Below are 21,212 nucleotides of genomic sequence, written 5' to 3'. Positions count from 1 at the left end.
ATGTTTGAGCGTTTGCGTGAAGATATCCAGAGCGTATTCCATCGAGACCCGGCGGCGCGTAACGCTTTTGAAGTCCTGACCTGCTACCCCGGCATGCATGCGATCTGGATTCATCGGTTAGCCGGCATGCTGTGGCGCAACGAGCTGAAATGGCTGGCGCGGCTGGTGTCCAATTTCGGCCGCTGGTTGACCGGGATCGAGATTCATCCGGGGGCCAAGGTCGGTCGTCGTTTCTTTATCGACCACGGCATGGGCATCGTCATCGGTGAAACCGCCGAGATTGGCGATGACGTGACCATTTATCAGGGCGTGACCCTCGGTGGCACTAGCTGGAACAAAGGCAAGCGCCACCCGACGTTGGGCGACGGTGTTGTTGTGGGTGCGGGCGCCAAGGTGCTCGGCCCGTTCACGGTCGGCGCTGGTGCCAAGGTCGGTTCCAACGCCGTGGTGACCAAAGAAGTGCCGCCGGGTGCCACTGTTGTCGGTATTCCGGGGCGGATCATCGTCAAATCCGACGAAGAGCAGGATGCCAAGCGCAAGGCCATGGCCGAGAAGATCGGGTTCGATGCCTATGGCGTCAGCGAAGACATGCCTGACCCGGTGGCGCGCGCCATTGGCCAGTTGCTCGATCACCTGCAAGCGGTGGACGGGCGTCTGGAGGGTATGTGCGGCGCACTGAAGGATCTGGGCAGCAATTACTGTGCGAAAGATCTGCCTGAGCTGCGTGAAGAAGACTTTGCCTGCGTCAAAGGCAAAGACGAATCCAAAGCCAGCTAAAGCCCTCTGTAGGAGCTGCCGAAAGCTGCGATCCTTTGATCTTAATAAAGAGCAAAATCAAAAGATCGCAGCCTGCGGCAGCTCCTACACAGGCTTGCGCCAGCCGGTGTGCCATTAAGCCGCAGACCCTGCTATCATTCGCGCGCTCTTTTGCGGGTAAACCTGACTAAAGTACTAGGTCTTAAAGTTGACTTAAATACTCGGGAATTGCATACTCGCCCCATTCTGAACTCCGTGGTAACTGTCCATGCGACTGACTACAAAAGGCCGATACGCCGTGACCGCCATGCTTGACCTGGCGTTGCACGCGCAGCACGGGCCCGTGTCCCTGGCCGATATCTCCGAGCGCCAAGGCATCTCCCTGTCCTACCTTGAACAGCTGTTCGCCAAGCTGCGCCGCAGTAACCTGGTTTCCAGTGTTCGCGGCCCGGGTGGTGGCTACCAGTTGTCCCGCGACATGCAGGGCATCCAGGTCGCCCAGGTGATTGATGCGGTAAACGAATCGGTTGATGCCACCAAATGCCAGGGCCAGGGCGATTGCCATTCCGGCGACACGTGCCTGACCCATCATCTGTGGTGCGATTTGAGCCTGCAGATTCACGAATTTCTAAGTGGTATCAGCTTGGCTGATCTTGTGACTCGCCGTGAGGTGCAAGAAGTAGCCCAGCGTCAGGACCAGCGCCGTTGCAACAGCAAGGCGCCACGCCTGGACAAGATTGAAGCGTCCGCCGTCGAATGACAGCCAAAGAGCTAGCGGCACGCCAGCCCTGATTTAGGAGATAGTCCATGAAATTGCCGATTTACCTTGATTACTCTGCGACCACCCCGGTTGATCCGCGTGTTGCGCAAAAAATGAGTGAATGCCTGTTGGTCGACGGAAACTTCGGTAACCCGGCGTCCCGTTCCCACGTGTTCGGCTGGAAGGCTGAAGAGTCCGTTGAAAACGCCCGTCGTCAGGTGGCCGATCTGGTCAATGCCGATCCGCGCGAAATCGTCTGGACTTCCGGTGCCACCGAGTCCGACAACCTGGCAATCAAGGGTGCGGCACATTTCTACGGCTCCAAGGGCAAGCACCTGATCACCTCCAAGATTGAGCACAAGGCTGTCCTCGACACCATGCGCCAACTGGAGCGTGAAGGTTTCGAAGTCACTTACCTCGAGCCTCAGACTGACGGTCTGATCACTCCGGCCATGATTGAAGCTGCATTGCGCGAAGACACCATTCTCGTCTCCGTGATGCACGTGAACAACGAAATCGGCACCATCAACGACATCGCAGCGATCGGCGAAATGCTCCGCGCCAAGGGCGTCCTGTTCCACGTCGACGCTGCTCAGTCCACTGGCAAGGTCGAGATCGACCTGCAGAAGCTGAAAGTCGACATGATGTCGTTCTCCGCCCACAAGACTTATGGCCCTAAAGGCATTGGCGCGCTGTACGTCAGCCGCAAGCCGCGTGTGCGCATCGAAGCGACCATGCACGGCGGCGGTCACGAGCGTGGCATGCGTTCCGGCACTCTGGCGACCCACCAGATCGTCGGCATGGGTGAAGCGTTCCGCGTCGCCAAAGAAGACATGGCGGCTGAAAACGTCCGTATCAAAGCGTTGAGCGACCGTTTCTACAAGCAGGTCGAGCACCTGGAAGAGCTGTACGTCAACGGCAGTCTGACTGCCCGCGTTCCGCACAACCTGAACCTGAGCTTCAACTACGTTGAAGGCGAGTCGCTGATCATGGCGCTCAAGGATCTGGCGGTCTCGTCCGGTTCGGCCTGCACCTCGGCGTCGCTCGAGCCTTCGTACGTACTGCGCGCCCTGGGCCGCAACGACGAACTGGCACACAGCTCGATCCGCTTCACCTTCGGCCGTTTCACCACCGAAGAAGAAATCGACTACGCCGCGCAGAAAGTCTGCGAGGCCGTTACCAAGCTGCGCGCTTTGTCGCCGCTGTGGGACATGTACAAAGACGGCGTCGATATCTCGAAAATCGAGTGGGCGGCACACTAAATATAGAAGCCGCCAGATACAGATCCTGTAGCGACGCGGCGGTTTACGCAGCGCAGTTGCAGGGTCTCAAGAGCGGCCCTGATGAGTGAGGATTGAGAATCATGGCTTACAGCGAAAAGGTCATCGACCACTACGAAAACCCGCGCAACGTCGGCAAGATGAACGCGGAAGATCCTGATGTCGGCACCGGCATGGTCGGCGCTCCGGCGTGCGGCGACGTGATGCGTCTGCAAATCAAGGTCAACGATCAGGGCGTTATCGAAGACGCCAAGTTCAAGACCTACGGCTGCGGTTCGGCCATCGCTTCCAGCTCCCTCGCCACCGAGTGGATGAAGGGCAAGACCCTGGACGAAGCCGAAACTATCAAGAACACCCAGCTGGCCGAAGAACTGGCCCTGCCGCCAGTGAAGATTCACTGCTCGGTACTGGCTGAAGACGCTATCAAGGCGGCTGTTCGCGATTACAAGCAGAAGAAAGGCTTGATCTGACTTTCTGGATTTGGCGACGAGTAAGGAGTCACCGATGGCTATCAGCATGACAGAAGCGGCTGCTCGACACGTGCGGCGCTCCCTCGACGGGCGCGGCAAAGGTGAAGGGATTCGTCTGGGTGTTCGCACCACAGGCTGTTCCGGCCTTGCCTACGTGCTGGAGTTTGTCGACGAGGTGGTTGCAGAGGATCAGGTGTTCGAAAGTCACGGCGAAAAAGTGATTATCGACCCGAAAAGCCTCGCCTACCTGGACGGCACCGAGCTCGACTTCGTCAAGGAAGGGTTGAACGAAGGCTTCAAGTTCAACAACCCCAACGTACGCGGTGAATGTGGCTGCGGCGAAAGCTTCAACATCTGAGGCTTGTCGTGGGTATTCCTTGTCATTTCGCTTTATTCGAGCTGCAACCGGGTTTCCGTCTGGATCTCGAGCAGTTGGCCGCGCGCTATCGTGAGTTGGCGCGAGGCGTTCATCCTGACCGCTTTGCCGACGCTTCCGAGCGTGAGCAACGGTCGGCGCTCGAGCAGTCTGCGCGGCTCAACGACGCCTATCAGACGCTAAAGAGTCCGGCCCAGCGCGCACGCTACCTGCTGACCATCAGCGGGCATGAAGTGCCGATGGAGGTCACGGTCCATGATCCCGAGTTTCTTCTGCAGCAGATGCAATGGCGCGAAGAACTCGAAGACCTCCAGGACAGTGCCGACCTCGACGGTGTCGCGGTCTTCAAGCGGCGCTTGAAGGTGGCCCAGGAAGAACTCAACGAAAGTTTCGCAGCCTGTTGGGATGATGCAGCGCAACGCGAACAGGCTGAACGCCTGATGCGGCGCATGCAGTTCCTCGACAAGCTCACCTACGAAGTGCGCCAGTTAGAAGAGCGCCTCGACGATTAACCCAGTGCCGCTCCGGTCGCACGCCTGATATACAGATAAGTCCTGATCACGATGGCCCTACTGCAGATCGCCGAACCCGGCCAAAGTCCTCAACCGCACCAGCGTCGTCTGGCTGTGGGGATCGACTTGGGCACTACCAATTCGCTGGTCGCTGCGTTGCGCAGTGGTCTTTCCGAGCCGTTGGCTGACGCAAACGGGCAGGTCATCCTGCCGTCCGCCGTGCGTTACCATGCCGATCGCGTCGAAGTCGGCGAGTCGGCCAAGCTGGCCGCCGCTTCTGATCCTTTGAACACCGTGCTGTCGGTCAAGCGCTTGATGGGTCGTGGTCTGTCCGACGTCAAGCAATTGGGCGAGCAACTGCCATACCGCTTTGTCGGTGGCGAGTCGCATATGCCGTTCATCGACACCGTGCAAGGCCCGAAAAGCCCGGTCGAAGTCTCCGCTGATATTCTCAAGGTACTGCGTCAGCGCGCTGAAGCGACTTTGGGTGGCGAACTGGTTGGTGCGGTGATCACCGTTCCGGCGTACTTCGATGATGCTCAGCGCCAAGCCACTAAAGACGCGGCCAAGTTGGCCGGTCTGAATGTGTTGCGTCTGCTTAACGAGCCGACCGCAGCTGCCGTGGCTTATGGCCTGGATCAGCACGCTGAAGGCCTGGTTGCGATATATGACCTGGGCGGCGGCACCTTCGATATTTCCATTCTGCGTCTGACTGGCGGTGTTTTTGAAGTGCTGGCCACTGGCGGCGACAGCGCGCTGGGTGGCGATGATTTCGATCACGCGATTGCTGGCTGGATCATCGAGAGCGCCGGCCTGTCCGCCGATCTCGATCCGGGCGCACAACGCAATCTGCTGCAAACCGCTTGCGCGGCCAAAGAAGCCCTGACCGATGCGGCCAGCGTCGAAGTGGTCTACGGCGACTGGAAAGCACAGCTGACCCGCGAAGCCTTCGATGCGCTGATCGAGCCAATGGTCGCGCGCAGTCTGAAAGCCTGCCGCCGCGCTGTTCGTGATTCCGGCATCGAGCTGGAAGACGTGCACGCGGTGGTCATGGTCGGCGGTTCGACTCGCGTGCCGCGGGTTCGCGAAGCCGTTGCCGAAGCCTTCGGTCGTCAGCCTCTGACTGAAATCGACCCGGATCAAGTGGTGGCCATCGGTGCCGCGATCCAGGCTGATACGCTGGCTGGCAACAAGCGCGATGGCGGCGAACTGTTGCTGCTCGACGTGATTCCGCTGTCCCTGGGGCTGGAAACCATGGGTGGCCTGATGGAGAAGGTGATTCCGCGCAACACCACCATCCCCGTCGCTCGCGCACAAGATTTCACCACTTATAAAGACGGCCAGTCGGCCATGGCGATCCATGTGCTGCAAGGTGAGCGCGAGCTGATCAGCGACTGCCGCTCGCTGGCGCGCTTCGAATTGCGCGGCATTCCGGCGATGGTGGCCGGTGCAGCGAAGATTCGCGTGACCTTCCAGGTCGATGCCGACGGTCTCCTCAGCGTGTCTGCCCGTGAACTGGGTTCAGGCGTTGAGGCAAGCATTCAGGTCAAACCGTCCTATGGTCTGACCGACGGCGAAATCGCCAAGATGCTGAAAGATTCGTTCCAGCACGCCAATGACGACAAGGTCGCTCGCGTCCTGCGTGAGCAGCAAGTCGATGCCCAGCGCCTGATCGAAGCGGTGCAGGGCGCTCTGGAGGCGGATGGCGAGCGTTTGCTCGACGCCGAAGAGCGCATGGTCATCGATCTGCAGTTGCAGGAGCTGGCCGAACTGATGAAAGGCACTGATGGTTACGCCATCGAGCAGCAGACCAAGCGTCTGTCGCAAGTGACCGATGCTTTTGCTGCCCGCCGCATGGATCTGACGGTGAAAGCCGCTCTGTCGGGGCGCAATCTGAATGAAATCGAGGATATCTGATGCCGCAGGTCATTTTTCTGCCCCACGAGAAGTTCTGCCCTGAAGGCATGGTGGTCGAGGCTGCGCCCGGCACCTCTATTCTCGAGCTGGCCCACGAACACCACATCGAGATGGAAAGCGCCTGCGGCGGCGTCTGCGCTTGCACTACCTGCCACTGCATCATCCGCGAGGGTTTCGACTCGATGGAAGAGGCCGACGAGCTGGAAGAAGACTTCCTCGATCGTGCCTGGGGTCTGGAAGCGCAATCGCGTCTGGCTTGCCAGGCTATCGTTGGTGAAGAAGACATCACCGTCGAAATTCCGAAATATTCGCTTAACCATGCGGCTGAAGCGCCGCACTGACTGGTAAGACTGTCATGAGCTACGGTTGGAATGATGTTCAACGTATTGCAGAAGAATTGGCTGAGGCCAAGCCGGGCGTAGATCCGTTTTCTGTCAATTTCGTCGATCTGCAGCAATGGATCAAAGAGCTGCCGGATTTCGACAACACCTCTGGCCGTGTTGGCGAGAAGGTGTTGGAAGCGGTCCAGACGCTCTGGGCTGAAGAATTGGACTGATCGTCCTCGCAGGTTAGGCAATACCCAAGAACCCGCGTATAATTCGCGGGTTTAATTTTTCGCAAATTACTGTTTCTGGAGTTACACCATGGCTGTTCAACGCACTTTCTCCATCATCAAGCCTGACGCTGTTGCAAAAAACGTCATCGGCGAAATCACCACTCGTTTCGAAAAAGCCGGCCTGCGCGTTGTAGCTTCGAAACTGAAGCAACTGTCCAAAGCTGAAGCTGAAGGCTTCTACGCTGAGCACAGCGCTCGTGGTTTCTTCGGCGACCTGGTTGCTTTCATGATCTCCGGTCCTGTTGTTGTTCAGGTTCTGGAAGGCGAAAACGCTATCGCTCTGAACCGTGAGCTGATGGGCGCTACCAACCCTAAAGAAGCTGCTGCCGGCACCATCCGCGCTGACTTCGCTGATTCCATCGACGCCAACGCTGTTCACGGTTCGGACTCCGAAGCCGCAGCTGCTCGTGAAATCTCGTACTTCTTCGCAGCTACTGAAGTAACCACTCGCTAAGCATTGGCTTAAGAGTGAAGGTGAATCCATGACTACATCGACTGTAAAAACCAACCTGCTGGGTCTGACTCAACAGGAAATGGAAAAATTCTTCGACTCAATCGGGGAGAAGCGTTTCCGTGCCGGTCAGGTAATGAAATGGATTCACCACTTTGGCGTCGATGATTTCGACGCCATGACGAACGTCAGCAAGGCCTTGCGCGACAAGCTCAAGGCTATTGCTGAGGTCCGTGGTCCGGAAGTGGTCAGCGAGGACATCTCCAGCGATGGCACCCGTAAGTGGGTGGTGCGCGTGGCGTCCGGCAGCTGCGTCGAGACCGTGTACATTCCCCAGGGCAAACGCGGCACTCTGTGCGTTTCGTCCCAGGCAGGCTGTGCCCTGGATTGCAGTTTCTGCTCCACCGGCAAGCAAGGCTTCAATAGCAACCTCACCGCCGCCGAAGTCATCGGGCAGGTGTGGATTGCCAACAAATCTTTTGGCAGTGTCCCGGCAACCGTCGACCGTGCCATCACCAACGTGGTGATGATGGGCATGGGTGAGCCGCTGCTGAACTTCGACAACGTCGTCGCCGCCATGCATCTGATGATGGATGACCTCGGCTACGGGATCTCCAAGCGCCGCGTGACCCTGTCCACGTCGGGTGTGGTGCCGATGATCGATGAGCTGGCCAAGCACATCGACGTATCCCTGGCGTTGTCCCTGCACGCACCGAATGACGCATTGCGTAACCAATTGGTGCCGATCAACAAGAAATATCCGCTTAAGATGCTGCTCGAGTCGTGCCAGCGCTACATGTCCGCCCTTGGCGAGAAACGTGTGCTGACCATCGAGTACACGTTGCTCAAGGACATCAACGACAAGGTTGAGCACGCCGTTGAGATGATCGAGCTGCTGAAGAATATTCCGTGCAAGATCAACCTGATTCCGTTCAACCCGTTCCCGCATTCCGGGTACGAGCGTCCGAGCAACAACGCGATCCGTCGTTTCCAGGATCAGTTGCATCAGGCCGGTTTTAACGTCACTGTCCGCACCACCCGTGGTGAAGACATCGACGCTGCATGTGGTCAATTGGTAGGGCAGGTGCTGGATCGCACCCGTCGCAGCGAACGTTACATCGCCGTGCGCGAGTTGAGCGCCGACAGCGATCTGGCACAGAACGCCGCGAACACAAATTAAGAGAGGATCTCTATGTCCCTGCGCTTTGCGCTGCTATTGCTGTTGGCCAGCCTGTGTGCTGGTTGTGTCCTGTCGGGTGACTACAACCCGATGAAGACCAGCAAGGGCCGCGATGAAGCGCGGGCTGCCTACGTGCAGTTGGGGCTGGGATACTTGCAGCAAGGCATGACCGAGCGGGCCAAGGTGCCGCTGAAGAAGGCGCTGGAAATCGACGGTTCTGATCCCGACGCCAACGCTGCCCTCGGCCTGGTGTTTCAGTCCGAAATGGAGCCTGAGCTGGCCGACGAACACTTCCGCAAGGCTTTGTCCTCCCGTCCCGCCGATGCGCGCATCCTCAACAACTACGGCAGTTTTCTCTACGAACAACAGCGTTATAAAGAAGCCTACGAGCGTTTTGAACAGGCCGCCGCCGATACCCTGTATCCTGAGCGTTCGCGTGTGTTCGAAAACCTCGGCATGACGGCGGCGAAGCTCGGTCAGCGTGATCTGGCGCAGCAACAGCTGGAAAAAGCACTGCGTTTGAACCGGCAACAACCGCGCGCACTGCTGGAAATGGCTGAGTTGTCCTTCGAAGACAGGCATTATGTGCCCGCGCGAGACTATTACGACCGTTTCAGCCAGTTGACCGAACAAAATGCACGTAGTCTATTGCTCGGCGTTCGGCTGGCAAAAGTGTTTGAAGATCGCGACAAGGCCGCCAGTTATGGCCTGCAATTAAAACGACTCTATCCCGGTACGCCGGAATATCAGCAATACCTGTCGGAGCAATGATGAAAGCGGCGCATCCCGAAGTTGTAGCAGCGAATCGCGTTAACCCCGGTGAGACCCTGCGCCAGGCCCGCGAAAGCAATGGCTGGTCGCTGGCCGAAGTGGCCCTCAAGCTCAACCTCACCGTGACTTCCCTGAGCAATCTTGAAGCCGGCGCTTTCGACAAGCTGCCGGGGCATACCTTCGCTCGCGGTTACATTCGCGCTTATGCCAAATTGCTCGGCATGGACCAGACCGTCCTGGTTCAGCAATTCGACCAGTCCACCGGCACTGATTCCCAAGGCAGCAACGTGCATGCTCTCGGCCGTATCGAAGAGCCTGTACGGGTTTCCCACACCATTTTACGTATTGTCAGCCTGCTGTTGCTGATCGCGGTCATCGGTGGCGGTTTCGTCTGGTGGCAGGATCAGACGTCGCAGCGCACCAAGGACTTGACGTCTCTGGCGCCGGAGCACGTCGAAGTCGAAGGTGCCGACGGCACCACCCAGATTCACCCGATCGACGAGCCGGAAGATCAGGCTGTCGCGGAGAACCAGGCCGACAGTTCGACTGAATTGGCACTGCCGCAGTCTGAAACGACCGCTGAATCGACCGGTGCCGAAGGTGCCGCGCCGGCTACCGCTCCAGCTGCACCGGTGACTCCGGCTGCGACGCCGACCGCTCCGGTTCATACCCAGGCGCCGGTTGTCGCTACCCCGACAACTCCAGCGCCAAATGTTCCGGCGACTCCAGCGCCGACCACCACCGCACCGGTCGTGCCTGCGACTGCAGCGCCAACGGCGGAAGCAACCGCTCCGGTGGCTGGCGACGGTCAGGTACAACTGCAGTTCAGCGCCGATTGCTGGGCGCAGGTGACGGACGGTCGTGGCAAAGTACTGTTCAGTGGTCTGAAGCATAAAGGCGATAGCGTCTCTGTTACCGGCAAGCCGCCGCTCGCCGTGCGCCTGGGCGTTGCCCGTGCTGCGCAGGTCAGCTACAACGGCCAGCCGGTCGATATCGCTCCGTTCACCAGTGGCGAGACTGCTCGCCTGAAGTTGGGTCAATAAGTCATGCACGGCGAATCTCCAATCAAACGTCGCGTTTCGCGCAAGATCTGGGTCGGTAATGTGCCGGTGGGCGGCGATGCGCCTATCGCTGTGCAGAGCATGACCAACAGCGACACCAATGATGTTGCCGCTACTGTTGCGCAGATCAATCGTCTGGAAGCCGCTGGTGTCGACATCGTCCGCGTTTCGGTGCCGGACATGGACGCCGCCGAGGCGTTCGGCAAAATCAAGCAACTGGTCAAGGTGCCGTTGGTTGCCGACATTCACTTCGACTACAAGATCGCCTTGCGCGTGGCCGAACTGGGTGTGGATTGCCTGCGTATCAACCCGGGCAACATCGGTCGTGAAGACCGTGTGCGTGCTGTAGTCGATGCCGCGCGTGATCGCGGTATTCCGATCCGCATCGGCGTCAACGCCGGTTCCCTGGAAAAAGACCTGCAAAAGAAATACGGCGAGCCGACCCCGGCCGCACTGGTCGAATCCGCCCTGCGTCACGTTGAACACCTTGAACGCCTGAATTTCCAGGACTTCAAGGTTAGCGTTAAGGCCTCTGACGTGTTCATGGCCGTCGAAGCCTATCGCTTGCTGGCGAAAGAAATCGTTCAGCCGCTGCACCTGGGCATCACCGAAGCCGGTGGATTGCGTTCGGGCACAGTGAAATCCGCCGTGGGCCTAGGTATGCTGCTCGCCGAGGGGATTGGCGATACCATCCGTATCTCGCTGGCGGCCGACCCGGTCGAGGAAGTGAAGGTCGGTTACGACATTCTCAAGTCTTTGCATCTGCGTTCCCGTGGCATCAACTTCATCGCCTGCCCGAGTTGCTCGCGGCAGAACTTCGATGTGGTGAAAACCATGAACGAGCTGGAAGGGCGTCTTGAAGACCTGCTGGTGCCGCTGGATGTCGCGGTGATCGGTTGTGTGGTCAACGGCCCCGGCGAAGCCAAGGAAGCCCATATCGGCTTGACCGGCGGCACGCCAAACCTGATTTACATCGACGGCAAGCCGTCGCAGAAACTGACGAATGACAATCTGGTGGACGAGCTGGAAAAGCTGATCCGCCAGAAAGCGGCCGAAAAGGTCGAAGCTGACGCTGCGGTTATTGCGCGCGGCTGAGCCTGACTGAAGCGCCGAACGAATTTAAGGATTTATAGTGAGCAAGTCTCTGCAAGCCATTCGTGGCATGAACGACATCCTGCCCGAGCAGACCCCGCTGTGGCGATATTTCGAGGGCACCGTTGCGCGGCTGCTGGATAACTACGGTTACAAGCAGATCCGCATGCCGATCGTTGAATTCACCGAGCTGTTCAAACGCTCGATCGGTGAAGTGACCGACATCGTCGAAAAAGAGATGTACACCTTCGAAGACCGCAACGGCGACTCCCTGACCCTGCGTCCGGAAGGCACCGCAGCGTGCGTGCGTGCTGTGCTCGAACACGGCATCACCGGCGGTGGCCAGGTGCAGAAACTCTGGTACATCGGCCCGATGTTCCGTCACGAGCGTCCGCAGAAAGGCCGTTATCGCCAGTTCCACCAGATCGGTCTGGAAGTGTTCAACCTCGACGGTCCGGACATCGACGCCGAGCTGATCACCATGACCTGGCGCCTGTGGGGCGAGTTGGGTATCCGTGATGCGGTCAAGCTCGAACTCAACAGCCTGGGCACCAGCGAGTCCCGTGGTCGCTATCGTGAAGCGCTGGTCGAGTACCTCTCGGCGCACCACGACAAACTCGACGAAGACAGCCAGCGTCGCCTGAAAACCAACCCGCTGCGCGTGCTCGACACGAAAAATGCCGACACCCAAGCGGTGCTGGTCGATGCGCCGAAAATGGCCGATTACCTCGATGACGAGTCGCGTGCTCACTTCGAAGGCCTGAAGGCTCGTCTGGATGCCGTCGGCATTCCGTACGTGCTCAACCCGAAGCTGGTGCGTGGCCTCGATTACTACAGCAAAACCGTATTCGAATGGGTCACCGACAAGCTCGGCGCTCAGGGCACTGTCTGCGCGGGCGGCCGTTACGACGGTCTGGTCGAGCAAATGGGCGGCAAGCCGACCACCGGCGTCGGTTTCGCCATGGGCATCGAACGTCTGGTGCTGATGCTCGAAACCCTGGAGCAGATCCCGGAAGAAATCTCCCGTCAGGTTGATGTCTATCTGTGCGCCTTCGGCGAAGAAGCCGAGTTGGCCGGTCTGGCCCTGGCTGAACGTGTTCGCGATCAACTTCCAAACCTGCGCCTGCAAGTCAATGCCGGCGCGGGCAGCTTCAAAAGCCAGTTCAAGAAGGCCGACAAGAGCGGTGCGCTGTACGCACTGATCCTCGGTGACGACGAAATGGCCCAGCAAGTGGTAGGTTTCAAACCCCTGCGTGGCCAGGGCGAACAACAAAGCATTGCCTGGGATGCGCTCGCCGCTCACCTGGCCACCTGCGTCGTGCAGGGTTGAAGCTGTCCAAACAGCCGATTTAGCGATTAAGGAGTATTGGGGTGTCGAGTACCGAAGACGAACAGTTGGCGGATTTGAAGGACTGGTGGACACGCAACGGCAAACCTCTGGTCACCGGCGGCCTGTTGGCGCTGGTCATCGTGTTCGGCTGGCAGGCTTATCACAAGTATCAGAGCAACCAGTCGCAAGGCGCCTCGGTGCTCTATCAGCAATTGCTGGAAACCACGCTGACGCCTGACGGCAAGCCTGATGCGGCCCGCGTTGCGGATCTGGCCGGCAAGCTCAACAGCGAATTCGGCGGTTCTGCCTACGCGCAGTACGGCAGCCTGTTCGTGGCCAAAGTGGCCGTTGACAGCGGCAAGCTGGATGACGCGGCGACTGAACTGAAAACCATCGTCGACAAACCGGCCAACCCGGCGCTGGGCGAAATTGCCCGTCAGCGTCTGGCGCAGGTACTCGGCGCGCAGAACAAGGCTGACGAAGCCCTGAAACTGCTCGACGGCGATGCGGACAAAGCGTTCCTGGCTACTCGCGAAGAACTCAAGGGCGACCTGCTGGTCCAGCTGGGCCGTACCGATGACGCGAACAAGGCGTATCAAAAAGCCAAGGCGGCACTGTCGGATGAAGCGGCGGTCGGTGGCCTTCAAATCAAGCTCGACGACCTGGCCAAAGGGGATGCGTGACGTGATCCGTTGGAAGCATGCAGCATTGCTGGCTCTGGCCCTTCTGGCCGCGGGTTGCAGCAGCAACAGCAAGAAAGAATTGCCACCGGCCGAACTGACCGACTTCAAAGAAGAAGTGGTTCTGCAAAAGCAGTGGAGTCGTTCGATCGGTGACGGTCAGGGCGAAACCTACAACATGCTGGTGCCGGCGATCGACGGTGACACCATCTACGCCGCTGATGTGACCGGCGTGGTGATGGCCATGGATCGCAGCAACGGCGACGTGAAGTGGAAGCAGGATCTTGATTTGCCTGTCTCCGGCGCCGTTGGTGTGGGTTACGGTCTGGTTCTGATCGGTACGCTGCGTGGCGAAGTCGTCGCTCTGGACACCAGCAATGGTGAAGAGAAGTGGCGCGCTCGCGTGAACAGCGAAGTGCTCGCGCCGCCGGCCAACAACGGTGACGTGGTGGTGGTGCAGACTCAGGACGATCGTCTGATCGGTCTGGATGCTTCCACCGGTACCCAGCGCTGGGTGTATGACAGCACTCCGGCGGTACTGACCCTGCGTGGCACCAGTGCACCGCTCGTGACCAACCGCCTCGCGGTGGCTGGCCTGTCGACCGGCAAAGTGGTCGCGCTGGATATTTCCAACGGCGTGCCGGTGTGGGAACAACGGATTGCGATTCCACAGGGCCGTTCGGAACTGGAGCGCGTGGTCGACATCGACGGCGGTCTGCTGCTGTCCGGCGGTACGCTGTACGTCGCCAGCTACCAGGGTCGCGTGGCGGCACTGGATCTGGAAAGCGGTCGTCAACTCTGGCAGCGCGATGCGTCGAGCTACGCCGGTATCGCACAGGGTTTCGGCAGCGTTTACGTGAGCCTGTCCTCGGGCACCGTTGAAGGCGTCGACGAACGTTCCACCACAGCATTGTGGAGCAACGATTCGCTGGCTCGCCGTCAACTGTCGGCGCCGGAAGTGTTCTCCAGCTATGTTGCAGTCGGTGACCTGGAAGGTTATCTGCATCTGCTGAGTCAGGTTGACGGTCGTTTCGTCGGCCGTGAGCGCATCGACAGCGACGGCCTGCGTGCCCGTCCGCTGGTGGTGGGTGACATGATTTATGTCTATGGCAACAGCGGCAAACTGGAAGCCCTGACCATCAAGTAACAACTATGCTTGGGGATAACACCCCAGGCAGCTTCACTTGTGGAAGTGGACCTGTTCACTCCCGCAGTGTTGCCCCGAGCACCAGCCGCTGCCTCGCAGCGGCTTTTGTATTTTCTGAAATAACGAAGTGGAGAGCCGCATGGTTCCCGTAATCGCCCTGGTGGGCCGACCGAACGTCGGCAAGTCCACCTTGTTCAACCGCCTGACCAGGACTCGCGACGCCATTGTCGGCGACTTGTCCGGTCTGACCCGTGATCGCCAGTACGGTGAGGCCAAGTGGCAAGGGCGTTCCTACATTCTGGTCGACACCGGCGGTATCTCCGGTGACGAGCATGGTATGGACGAAAAAATGGCCGAGCAGTCGCTGCTGGCCATTGAAGAAGCGGATGTTGTGCTGTTCCTGGTAGATGCCAAGGCCGGTTTCACCGCCGCCGACCAGATGATCGCCGAACATCTGCGCAAACGTAACAAGCGTTCCCACGTGGTCGCCAACAAGGTCGACAACATCGACCCGGAAATGGCCCGCGCTGAATTCGCTCCGCTGGGTATGGGCCACGCGATCCCGATCGCCGGTGCCCACGGTCGCGGCATCACCCAGTTGCTGGAAATCGCCCTGGGTGATTTCCCGAGAGACGAAGAAGAGCCAGAAGAAGGCGAGGAAGAGATCGTTGCCGAAGGCGAGGAAGCCAAGCGCATTCCTGGCCCGAGCGAAAAAGACGGGATCAAGATCGCCATCATCGGTCGTCCGAACGTCGGCAAGTCGACCCTGGTCAACCGCATGCTCGGTGAAGACCGGGTTATCGTCTATGACCAGCCCGGCACCACCCGCGACAGTATCTACATTCCGTTCGAACGCAATGAAGAGAAGTACACGCTGATCGACACCGCCGGTGTACGCAAGCGCGGCAAGATCCACGAAGAAGTCGAAAAATTCTCCGTGGTGAAAACCCTGCAGGCGATCAAAGACGCCAACGTGGTGATCTTCGTGATGGACGCCCGCGAAGGCGTGGTCGATCACGACCTCAACCTGCTGGGCTTCGCGATCGAATCGGGGCGTGCCCTGGTGATCGCGATCAACAAGTGGGACGGCATGACGCCGAGCGAGCGCGACTACGTGAAGGTCGAGTTGCAGCGTCGGCTGTTCTTCGTTGACTACGCCGACATCCACTTCATCTCGGCCCTGCACGGCACTGGCGTGGGTAACCTCTACGCGTCCGTACAGAACTCGTTCAAGTCGGCGGTCACCCGCTGGCCGACCAACCGTCTGACCCAGATTCTGGAAGACGCGGTGGGCGAGCATGCGCCACCGATGGTCAACAACCGCCGGATCAAGCTGCGTTACGCTCACTTGGGTGGTGCGAACCCGCCGATCATCGTGATCCACGGTAACCAGATCGAGAAAGTGCCGAAGTCGTATGTGCGTTATCTCGAGAACACCTACCGTCGTGTACTGAAGCTGGTCGGTACGCCGATCCGCATCGAGTTCAAGGGCGGCGAGAACCCGTACGAAGGCAACAAGACCACGCTGACCGACCGCCAGGTCAACAAGAAGCGTCGCTTGATGTCGCACCACAAAAAAGCCGACAAGAAGCGCCGCGACAAGAAATAAAGAAGCAGCTGCCAGTTTTTAGCTGCAAGCTTCAAGTAAAAGCAAAAAGGGCTCTTGTCAGAGCCCTTTTTTGTGGGCGCTGGTTTTAGCTTGCAGCTTGTAACTTGCCGCTTGAGATTTATGGCTTGGCGCTTGAAACTTGCAGCTCACCTGCAAGGGGCTACCGATGATCACCAGTAAGCTGCCGAATGTCGGCATCACTATTTTCACGCAGATGTCTCAGCTCGCGGCGCAAACCGGAGCGATCAACCTGTCCCAGGGTTTTCCTGATTTCGACGGCCCGCAGTCCCTGCGTGACGCGGTCGGTCGGCACATCGCCAGTGGCCATAACCAGTATTCACCGATGACCGGTCTGCCGGCGCTGCGCGAGCAGATTGCGGCGAAAATCGCTCGCAGCTATGGCGTGCAGGTCAATGCCGACAGCGAAGTGACGGTCACGCCAGGCGCCACCCAGGCGATCTTCTGTGCGATTCAGGCGGTTATCCACAGCGGCGACGAAGTCATCGTGTTCGATCCGTGCTACGACAGCTACGAACCGGCGACGGAGTTGGCGGGCGGTCGTTGCGTGCATGTGCAACTGAACCCGGGCGACTTCTCCATCGATTTCGACCAGCTCGCCGCGGCGCTGAGTCCGCGCACGAAAATGATCGTCATCAACACCCCGCACAACCCGAGCGGCGCGCTGATCAGTCGTGCCGAGCTGGATCAATTGGCAGCGCTCATCCGTGACCGCGACATCTATGTGATCAGCGATGAAGTCTACGAACACCTGGTGTTCGACGGCGTGCCGCACGTCAGCGTACTGGCCCATGAAGAGCTGTATCAGCGCGCGTTCGTGGTCAGTTCGTTCGGCAAGACCTATCACGTCACTGGCTGGAAAACCGGTTACGTCGTTGCGCCGCCAGCCCTGACGGCTGAATTGCGCAAGGTGCACCAGTACGTCAGTTTCTGCGGCGTCACGCCGTTGCAATATGCGCTGGCTGATTACATGGCCGAGCATCCAGAACACGTCGAAGAGTTGCCGGGCTTCTATCAGGCCAAGCGCGATTTGTTCTGCGATCTGCTGGCACCTTCGCGCTTCAGCTTCACTCGTGTCACCGGCACCTATTTTCAACTGGTCGATTATTCGCAGATTCGCCCTGACCTCAACGACTTCGAGATGGCAATGTGGATGACCCGCGAGCACGGCGTGGCCAGTATTCCGGTGTCGGTGTTCTACCAGAACCCACCGCAAGGCCAGCGCCTGGTGCGCTTGTGCTTCGCCAAACGCGAGGAGACGCTGCGTGAAGCGGCGGCGAAACTATGCGTGATCTGAGTGCGTTACCCGATCTCAACCTGGCGCTGATCCAGACCAGCCTGGCCTGGCATGACCGCCAGGCCAACCTTGAGCATTTCGAGGTGTTGCTGGAGCAGGCGCGGGGGGCGGATCTGATTATCCTGCCGGAAATGTTCACCACCGGATTCTCCATGGAGTCCGAGACCCTCGCCGAAGCCGAGAACGGCCCGACCAGCAAATGGCTGCGGGTTCAGGCGGCGAAGCTCAATGCAGTCATTACCGGCAGCGTGATCATTCAGGCCGCCGACGGCAGCCATCGCAACCGCCTGCTGTGGGCGCGGCCGGACGGCGAAGTGCTGCATTACGACAAACGTCACCTGTTCCGCATGGCCGGCGAGCACAACCACTACACCCCCGGCGAACGTCAGGTGCAGTTCGAACTCAAGGGGTGGCGCATCCGTCCGCTGATTTGTTATGACCTGCGCTTCCCGGTGTGGAGCCGTGATGCGCAAGACACCGATCTACTGCTGTACACCGCCAACTGGCCGGGCGCGCGGCGTCTGCACTGGAATCGTCTGTTGCCGGCGCGCGCTATCGAAAATCTTTGCTACGTGGCGGCGGTGAATCGCGTCGGCACCGATGGCAAGGGCTTCGCTTACACCGGTGATAGTCAGGTGCTGGATTTCCAGGGTGAAACCCTGCTGGCAGCGGGGGAGGCGGACGGGGTGTTCAAGGTGGTTTTGGAAGCCGCACCATTGGCGGCTTATCGTGAACGCTTTCCAGCGAACCTGGATGCCGACACATTTGAGTTCACCTGAAAAGCAAAAGATCGCAGCCTTCGGCAGCTCCTACATGGTGTACGACATCACAATGTAGGAGCTGCCGAAGGCTGCGATCTTTTGATCTTCAACAAAAAGGCCCCGGAGTGTTCGCTCCGGGGCCTTTTACATTTCAGCGGTCGATTACGCCGCTTTCGCCTCAGGCTGGCTCAGCGAGCGGTTCAGTGCGCTGAACAGGGCCTTGAAGCTGGCGGTGGTGATGTTTTCATCGATACCCACGCCATGCACCGCACGCTCGCCGTTTACACGCAGCTCGATGTACGCCGCTGCCTTGGCGTTGGTGCCCGCGCCGATCGCATGTTCGTTGTAGTCCATGATCTCCACCGGAATCGGCAGGCCGGCGACCAGTGCTTCCAGCGCACCGTTGCCCTTGCCGCGCCAGTGCAGGTTGGTTTCGCCCTGACCTTTGCTCGCCACTTCCACTTCAACGGCGCTGTTGCCGTTTTCTTCCTGCAGGCGATGGCTGACCAGCGCATACGGGGTGTTGGCTTGCAGGTATTCGCTGATCAACAGCGAGTGGATCTGCTTGGCGGTCATCTCCAGACCGAGGCGGTCGGTTTCACGCTGCACAACCTGGCTGAATTCGATCTGCATGCGGCGTGGCAGGCTGATGCCGTATTCCTGCTCCAGCAAGTAGGCGATGCCGCCCTTGCCCGACTGGCTGTTGACGCGAATCACTGCCTCGTAGCTGCGACCGATGTCGGCCGGGTCGATCGGCAAGTACGGCACTTCCCACAGGGTGTCCGGTTTCTGCTGGGCGAAGCCCTTGCGGATCGCATCCTGGTGCGAGCCGGAGAATGCGGTGTGAACCAGATCGCCAACGTACGGGTGACGCGGGTGCACCTGAATCTGGTTGCACTCTTCGACGACTTTGCGCACGCCGTCGATGTCGGAGAAGTCCAGCTCAGGGTCGACGCCCTGGGTGTACATGTTCAGTGCGACGGTGACGAGGTCGACGTTACCGGTACGCTCGCCGTTGCCGAACAGGCAGCCTTCGACGCGATCCGCGCCGGCCATCAGGCCCAGTTCGGTGGCGGCGACGCCGGTGCCACGGTCGTTGTGGGTGTGCAGGCTGATGATCACGCTGTCACGACGGTTGATGTTGCGGCCGAACCACTCGATCTGGTCGGCGTAGATGTTCGGGGTCGCGCATTCAACGGTGGCTGGCAGGTTGAGGATCATCTTGTGCTCAGGCGTCGGGTTCCACACCTCGATCACCGCGTCACAGACTTCCTTGGCGAATTCCAGCTCGGTGGCGCTGAAGGTTTCCGGCGAGTACTCGAAGGTCCACTCGGTGTCCGGCTGCATCGCCGCGTACTTGACGAACAGCTTGGCCGCGTTAACGGCGATGGCCTTGATGCCATCCTTGTCCTGGTTGAAGACAATGCGACGGAAAGACGGCGAAGTGGCGTTGTACAGGTGAACGATGGCTTTCTTCGCGCCGCGCAGGGATTCGAAAGTGCGCTCGATCAGATCTTCACGGCCCTGGGTCAGCACCTGGATAGTGGTGTCGTCCGGGATGTGGCCTTCTTCGATCAGGGTGCGCACGAAGTCGAAGTCGGTTTGCGAAGCGGCCGGGAACGAGGCTTCGATTTCTTTCACGCCCACCTGCACCAGAGTCTTCCAGAAACGCAGCTTTTTCACCGCGTCCATCGGCTCGATCAGCGACTGGTTGCCGTCACGCAAGTCGGAGCTGCACCAGATCGGCGCGGCGTCGATGGTTTTCGACGGCCAAGTGCGATCCGGCAAGTTGATGACGGGAAACGCGCGGTATTTCGAAGACGGATCTTTGAGCATGCTCATCGGGAAATTCCTTATTGTCTGGGCCGAAAAGAGGCGGCCTGCCGGTGGAACGAATGTTCTTGGAAAAGCGTGGGACGAGGCGCAGCGATTCAGCCTGGCAGTCGTGCGCTGACGAGGCACAGGCTGCGGTGCTGGCGAAGCTGAATAAGGGTGTGAGAGGTTTTCATGCCTTCAACCCTAACCGCGAGGGGAGAGGATGGCAAGCAGTCGAAAAAAATTGAGAGGAATACTCGTAAAGAGAACTTTTGCGGGATTTTATTGCGCTGGAGATCGCTGATCGTTGTGATATTTGCGCGAGGTTTGATTGGGGCGCAATCGAGGTTTATAGCAATTCAGTACGTATTGATGTGCTGTACAGGCCGCCTTCGCGAGCAGGCTCGCTCCCACAGGGGATCTTTGTTGTGAGTAAGATCCAGAGTGGGAGCGAGCCTGCTCGCGAAGAGGCCGGTCGCCTCAATACATATTCAAGGCTGGAATGCACCAATGAATATCGCCGGATCCACCCGCGCATCATTCAGGCTGACATTCCAGTGCATGTGCGGCCCGGTCGCCCGGCCAGTCGAGCCGACCTTGCCGACCACCGCTCCGCGCGCCAGTTGATCGCCGACCTTCACGTCAATCTTCGACATATGGCAGAACATGCTGATAAAGCCCTGCCCATGGTCGACAAACACCGTATTGCCATTGAAGAAGTAATTGCCGGTGAGGATCACCTTACCCGCCGCCGGGGTCTTGATCGGCGTGCCCGCCGGCACGGCGAAGTCGAGGCCTGCGTGGGGATTGCGCTCTTCACCATTAAAGAAACGACGCACGCCAAACTTGCTCGACAGCGGCCCGTTGACCGGTTTGTCCAGCAGCAGGTTGCTCGGCGTGTTCGGGCTGAAGCTGCGATACGCCTTGATCTGCTCGGCCAGTTCGCCCTCGATGCGCTTGAGGTTCGACTGATCCGGGTTGACCTGCTGCTTGTTCTTCAGGGTGATGCGTTGTTCCGGGTATTTCTTGTTGCCCACGGTGAACGGCAGATTACGCCCGCCACTGCTGATCTGCTGCGCGCCCGGCTTCACAGTCAACGGCACGCCGACAATCGCCAGCCAATTGTTCTGTTCTTTCACCACCAGCACCGGTTTGCCCTGATACGTGGCTTTCGGTGCCTGCGCGGCGGTGCCCAGATCAACCACCGCCACGCCGCCCGGCACCGGTTTGTTCAGTAGCCGGGTGATGTAACTGTCGGCGTGGGCATTGAAGGTCAGACAGAGCAGAAACAATGGAGCCAGAAAACGCGGCAT

At 59.2% G+C, this 21,212-nt stretch carries 22 protein-coding genes; 20 read left to right on the top strand and 2 right to left on the bottom strand.

Going from position 1 to position 21,212, the window contains the following annotated elements; genetic code table 11:
- The 20 genes from cysE (at position 1) to BK670_RS25460 (ending at position 18,102) form a co-directional block, all read left to right on the top strand.
- Complete coding sequence (cysE, locus tag BK670_RS25555; protein ID WP_007916901.1) at positions 1-777, top strand: serine O-acetyltransferase; 777 nt, start codon at positions 1-3, stop codon at positions 775-777.
- Positions 778-1,024: 247 nt separating this feature from the next.
- Positions 1,025-1,516: a Fe-S cluster assembly transcriptional regulator IscR gene (iscR, locus tag BK670_RS25550; RefSeq protein WP_003227911.1), complete on the top strand. Its 492-nt coding sequence runs from the start codon at positions 1,025-1,027 to the stop codon at positions 1,514-1,516.
- Positions 1,517-1,563: 47 nt separating this feature from the next.
- The gene (locus BK670_RS25545; protein WP_123453930.1) at positions 1,564-2,778 is read left to right on the top strand and encodes an IscS subfamily cysteine desulfurase; all 1,215 of its coding nucleotides are present in this window, start codon (positions 1,564-1,566) and stop codon (positions 2,776-2,778) included.
- 101 nt (positions 2,779-2,879) lie between these two features.
- Positions 2,880-3,266: a Fe-S cluster assembly scaffold IscU gene (iscU, locus tag BK670_RS25540; protein WP_003227907.1), complete on the top strand. Its 387-nt coding sequence runs from the start codon at positions 2,880-2,882 to the stop codon at positions 3,264-3,266.
- A 34-nt stretch (positions 3,267-3,300) separates the two neighbouring features.
- On the top strand, positions 3,301-3,624 hold the full coding sequence (gene iscA / locus BK670_RS25535) for an iron-sulfur cluster assembly protein IscA (protein WP_003227904.1): 324 nt from the start codon (positions 3,301-3,303) through the stop codon (positions 3,622-3,624).
- A gap of 8 nt (positions 3,625-3,632) precedes the next feature.
- A complete protein-coding gene (gene hscB, locus BK670_RS25530; RefSeq protein WP_108226534.1) occupies positions 3,633-4,154 on the top strand; it encodes a co-chaperone HscB in 522 nt (173 codons plus the stop codon).
- Positions 4,155-4,205: 51 nt separating this feature from the next.
- Complete coding sequence (gene hscA, locus BK670_RS25525) at positions 4,206-6,071, top strand: Fe-S protein assembly chaperone HscA (RefSeq protein ID WP_123453928.1); 1,866 nt, start codon at positions 4,206-4,208, stop codon at positions 6,069-6,071.
- Positions 6,071-6,412 carry an ISC system 2Fe-2S type ferredoxin gene (gene fdx, locus BK670_RS25520; RefSeq protein ID WP_007916885.1) on the top strand — a complete coding sequence of 114 codons (342 nt, stop codon included), beginning with the start codon at positions 6,071-6,073 and terminating at the stop codon, positions 6,410-6,412. Before hscA ends, fdx begins: the two co-directional genes overlap by 1 nt.
- A 14-nt stretch (positions 6,413-6,426) precedes the next feature.
- Positions 6,427-6,627 carry a Fe-S cluster assembly protein IscX gene (iscX, locus tag BK670_RS25515; RefSeq protein ID WP_008084655.1) on the top strand — a complete coding sequence of 67 codons (201 nt, stop codon included), beginning with the start codon at positions 6,427-6,429 and terminating at the stop codon, positions 6,625-6,627.
- An 88-nt stretch (positions 6,628-6,715) separates the two neighbouring features.
- A complete protein-coding gene (gene ndk, locus BK670_RS25510) occupies positions 6,716-7,141 on the top strand; it encodes a nucleoside-diphosphate kinase (RefSeq protein WP_007916882.1) in 426 nt (141 codons plus the stop codon).
- A 28-nt stretch (positions 7,142-7,169) separates the two neighbouring features.
- Positions 7,170-8,318: a dual-specificity RNA methyltransferase RlmN gene (gene rlmN / locus BK670_RS25505; protein ID WP_016984373.1), complete on the top strand. Its 1,149-nt coding sequence runs from the start codon at positions 7,170-7,172 to the stop codon at positions 8,316-8,318.
- Positions 8,319-8,330: 12 nt separating this feature from the next.
- Positions 8,331-9,089, top strand: coding sequence for a type IV pilus biogenesis/stability protein PilW (pilW, locus tag BK670_RS25500; protein ID WP_093430650.1), 759 nt, complete (start codon positions 8,331-8,333; stop codon positions 9,087-9,089).
- Entirely contained in the window at positions 9,089-10,132 is a 1,044-nt protein-coding gene (locus tag BK670_RS25495; RefSeq protein WP_123453926.1) for a RodZ domain-containing protein, read from the top strand. Before pilW ends, BK670_RS25495 begins: the two co-directional genes overlap by 1 nt.
- A gap of 3 nt (positions 10,133-10,135) precedes the next feature.
- Entirely contained in the window at positions 10,136-11,245 is a 1,110-nt protein-coding gene (gene ispG / locus BK670_RS25490; protein ID WP_003227888.1) for a flavodoxin-dependent (E)-4-hydroxy-3-methylbut-2-enyl-diphosphate synthase, read from the top strand.
- Between the two features lie 37 nt (positions 11,246-11,282).
- A complete protein-coding gene (hisS, locus tag BK670_RS25485; RefSeq protein ID WP_016984369.1) occupies positions 11,283-12,572 on the top strand; it encodes a histidine--tRNA ligase in 1,290 nt (429 codons plus the stop codon).
- 41 nt (positions 12,573-12,613) lie between these two features.
- A complete protein-coding gene (locus BK670_RS25480; RefSeq protein ID WP_123453924.1) occupies positions 12,614-13,255 on the top strand; it encodes a YfgM family protein in 642 nt (213 codons plus the stop codon).
- Positions 13,248-14,399 (top strand): outer membrane protein assembly factor BamB, encoded by a 1,152-nt coding sequence (gene bamB / locus BK670_RS25475; RefSeq protein WP_123453922.1) that lies wholly within the window; start codon positions 13,248-13,250, stop codon positions 14,397-14,399. The genes BK670_RS25480 and bamB overlap by 8 nt, the downstream gene beginning before the upstream one ends.
- Before the next feature lie 139 nt (positions 14,400-14,538).
- Positions 14,539-16,008, top strand: coding sequence for a ribosome biogenesis GTPase Der (der, locus tag BK670_RS25470; protein ID WP_123453920.1), 1,470 nt, complete (start codon positions 14,539-14,541; stop codon positions 16,006-16,008).
- A gap of 166 nt (positions 16,009-16,174) precedes the next feature.
- Positions 16,175-17,323, top strand: a complete 1,149-nt coding sequence (locus tag BK670_RS25465) for a pyridoxal phosphate-dependent aminotransferase (protein WP_123453918.1) — start codon at positions 16,175-16,177, stop codon at positions 17,321-17,323.
- Entirely contained in the window at positions 17,311-18,102 is a 792-nt protein-coding gene (locus tag BK670_RS25460) for an amidohydrolase (RefSeq protein ID WP_123453916.1), read from the top strand. The genes BK670_RS25465 and BK670_RS25460 overlap by 13 nt, the downstream gene beginning before the upstream one ends.
- Before the next feature lie 144 nt (positions 18,103-18,246).
- Here the strand turns inward: BK670_RS25460 and leuA are convergent, their stop codons facing one another.
- Both leuA and BK670_RS25440 read right to left on the bottom strand, forming a co-directional pair.
- Entirely contained in the window at positions 18,247-19,926 is a 1,680-nt protein-coding gene (gene leuA / locus BK670_RS25455; protein ID WP_025109209.1) for a 2-isopropylmalate synthase, read from the bottom strand.
- Positions 19,927-20,390: 464 nt separating this feature from the next.
- Positions 20,391-21,212: a M23 family metallopeptidase gene (locus BK670_RS25440; protein ID WP_095048346.1), complete on the bottom strand. Its 822-nt coding sequence runs from the start codon at positions 21,210-21,212 to the stop codon at positions 20,391-20,393.

This window comes from Pseudomonas fluorescens (assembly GCF_003732425.1).
GTDB classification, from domain to species: Bacteria; Pseudomonadota; Gammaproteobacteria; order Pseudomonadales; family Pseudomonadaceae; genus Aquipseudomonas; species Aquipseudomonas fluorescens_BE.
The sequence above is the reverse complement of the archived record's forward strand: the minus strand, read 5'-3'. Positions and strand labels throughout refer to the sequence as shown.